This is a genomic window from Streptococcus acidominimus, assembly GCF_001921825.1.
Lineage (GTDB): Bacteria > Bacillota > Bacilli > Lactobacillales > Streptococcaceae > Streptococcus > Streptococcus acidominimus.
On record NZ_MSJL01000092.1, the window covers coordinates 1 to 2,535 of the forward strand.

The window sequence follows — 2,535 nt, forward strand, 5'->3', positions numbered from 1 at the left end:
GGGAACTATATACCAGTTTACACTAGATACAATATATAGTATTCAAGATTATCAAAAAAGACGACTTCTAAACGGAAATCGTCTTTTAATAATGTCTAAACTCTCCAGAGTGTTCTCTCATATACTCTGCCAACCACTCCATACCATAGGCAATTTCAAAGACTTCCAATATCAGTGAAATGTCTGGTTGAAAACCGTATTCTTTGAGCTTGTGAATAACATCTTTTATGGAACGGATTTTAACCAGCTTAATAATGTCCCCAGCATCCTGCCTGTCTCTATCTCGTCCGCTTTCTAGTTTCATTCCGAGAATGTAAGAAAGTGGAGGAACAAGGACAGTCAGGTTTGAATAGCTATATGCCTTCTCACAGATAGAGCGTGGCGGTATCCTATTCATATTGGCAACGTTATTGTTTAACCACAGTTCTTCAGGCTCGTTCACTCCGAAATCATTACCAACTTTCTCAATAATGCTTCTGATTTTAGCATCTTCTTGATAAAAGGCATCGACATCCTGTGTTCCTCGAAGATTATAATACTCTAGGACAAAACCACCAACACAAATGATTTCAAGGTCTATATTTTCCTTGGATAATTCTGTGTTGAGAGCTTCAAATAAAACTTTCTTATCCATAATTCCCCTCTCTAAACAGCTTCAGAATATCTTTTGGTTGGCTCTTACGATTGGCTTGTAAGACGTGTTCCCTTGTATGTGTACCGTCTGTTAAGGCATCTTGAAGGGTGGTCTTTTGAAAAGGTGTCAGGGTAGGATTTTTTAACAACTGCTTAACATCATCGGTGGTTAACTTTGTACCATCATCTTGAATAACCTTATAGAGATAGCGAAACCATAAATCGCCGTCACTTCCAGCATGTTTGCTGGCTCTTACCATATAATCATACCATGTTGTCATTATTCTTCCCCCTTGTCGTCTCTAGGGTTATAGTGCATGGCTATCCAAAGTTTCTTGTCAAAATCAGATAGTTCTTTTTTCTTTGGATAAACGCAGCCATCCAAATTAGGAAATTTTAGACTATACTTTTTCTCAAAAAAGTTTTGAAACTCCTCTTTGTTCTCTGCGACATCAATCAAGGCTTCCAGCTCTGCCATGTGTTTAGCGATTGCTTTTCTATCTACTTTTTTGAGACTTTCTTTCAATGCGTCGTAGACACAAGTCTTTGTTAGTTGAGCGTAAAAAGAACGATGGTTAGTAACAAAATCAAAACTGTACTTTTTATTCCAGAATTTCGTATACTTGTCATAAAATCTATCAGAAAGACTAACCTGATACCCAATTAGTTTACTATCAACTCTTCGAGAAATAGACCTTTCCAATTCAAAATGTAAATCATTTAGTGTATTAGTAGCCATAAATCAGCTCCCTATATTTAGTACGGACACAGGCATTTGAAAGTAAGAGATTAAAACGCTGAGTATCCGAATAATCACGAGTATTATAACGGAAGACAAATTCATCTACATAGTCTTGAAGATATTTCTTAGACCATGAGTGATAAATTCCTAAAACGCCACGTTTCAATCCAGCCCAAAAACCTTCAATCGTGTTAGTATAAACATCGCCTTGCACGTATTCACTAGAACCGTGATTTACAAAGTCATGTTGATACATCTTAGCCACTTTATTATAACCCAGCCATTCGTCTGTGTAAAGTTGAGCAGTCTCTTTGACATATTTGACGATTTGCTCGGTCAATGTTTTTGTCTTTGTATCTGGCACATGATGAGCATTGACTTTTCCTTGGCGTTGTACCATACCAACTACTGCAGACTTGTCTTTCAAAGAACGCCCTTGTGCGTTTTTGACTTTCTTAGAATTATGGCGGTTCTTGTTTTTACCGCCAATATAGGTTTCATCGACTTCTACGACATCATCAAGACTATTATTGTTTTCGGTACCAAAGCATTTGCGAATACGCTCCAACATAAACCATGCTGTTTTTTGAGTAACACCAATATCTTTTGATAGTTGCACAGAAGAAATACCTTTTTTGTGAGAAGTTACAAGCCAAATCGCCATGAACCATTTACGCAGTTCAATCTTAGTGTTATCAAAAAGGGTGCCAGTTTTGACATTGAAGTATTTCCCTGTATTTTTGCAACGGTATTTGTTCCCTTTGCATTTATAGACTTTTGAAGTAGCATCAAAAGGGCTGATAATCACATCGCCCCAAATCATATTTTCTAAATGGTCTATACATGACTGTTCGTCAGGAAAAGCAGATTGTAAATCAAATAATGACTTAAACTCAAACTTCATAACTGGTACTCCTTACTTCTTGATTCAATTATACCGAAAGAAAGAATTCTTGTAAACAAAAATGTAAATTTCTACTATGCAAAGTCCCAAAATTTTGATATAATAAGAGTATCAAAACACAAAGGAAATTAAGTATTATGAACGCAATCACAGCTCACAGCTCACAGCTCACAGCTCACAGCTCACAGCTCACAGCTCACAGCTCACAGCTCACAGCTCACAGCTCACAGCTCACAGCTCACAGCTCACAGCTCAC

The 2,535-nt window shown here is 37.2% G+C and carries 4 protein-coding genes; all 4 read right to left on the reverse strand.

Annotated elements, in window-relative coordinates:
- Positions 1-85 precede the first annotated feature (85 nt).
- From BU200_RS10300 to BU200_RS10315, 4 genes are read right to left on the reverse strand one after another with little or no spacing between them, the layout of a single operon-like run.
- Positions 86-634 carry a DUF6036 family nucleotidyltransferase gene (locus BU200_RS10300; RefSeq protein ID WP_024385311.1) on the reverse strand — a complete coding sequence of 183 codons (549 nt, stop codon included), beginning with the start codon at positions 632-634 and terminating at the stop codon, positions 86-88.
- Positions 627-914, reverse strand: coding sequence for a hypothetical protein (locus tag BU200_RS10305; protein ID WP_044677606.1), 288 nt, complete (start codon positions 912-914; stop codon positions 627-629). Before BU200_RS10305 ends, BU200_RS10300 begins: the two co-directional genes overlap by 8 nt.
- Positions 914-1,372 carry a hypothetical protein gene (locus tag BU200_RS10310; RefSeq protein ID WP_075100038.1) on the reverse strand — a complete coding sequence of 153 codons (459 nt, stop codon included), beginning with the start codon at positions 1,370-1,372 and terminating at the stop codon, positions 914-916. The genes BU200_RS10305 and BU200_RS10310 overlap by 1 nt, the downstream gene beginning before the upstream one ends.
- A complete protein-coding gene (locus BU200_RS10315; protein ID WP_075100039.1) occupies positions 1,362-2,279 on the reverse strand; it encodes an IS1595 family transposase in 918 nt (305 codons plus the stop codon). The genes BU200_RS10310 and BU200_RS10315 overlap by 11 nt, the downstream gene beginning before the upstream one ends.
- Between the last annotated feature and the right edge of the window lie 256 nt (positions 2,280-2,535).

What these genes read in the sequence shown, in the direction of transcription:
- BU200_RS10300 (WP_024385311.1), bottom strand. Translation starts at nt 634, where the DNA reads ATGGATAAGAAAGTTTTATTTGAAGCTCTCAACACAGAATTATCCAAG.
- BU200_RS10305 (WP_044677606.1), bottom strand. Translation starts at nt 914, where the DNA reads ATGACAACATGGTATGATTATATGGTAAGAGCCAGCAAACATGCTGGA.
- BU200_RS10310 (WP_075100038.1), bottom strand. Translation starts at nt 1,372, where the DNA reads ATGGCTACTAATACACTAAATGATTTACATTTTGAATTGGAAAGGTCT.
- BU200_RS10315 (WP_075100039.1), bottom strand. Translation starts at nt 2,279, where the DNA reads ATGAAGTTTGAGTTTAAGTCATTATTTGATTTACAATCTGCTTTTCCT.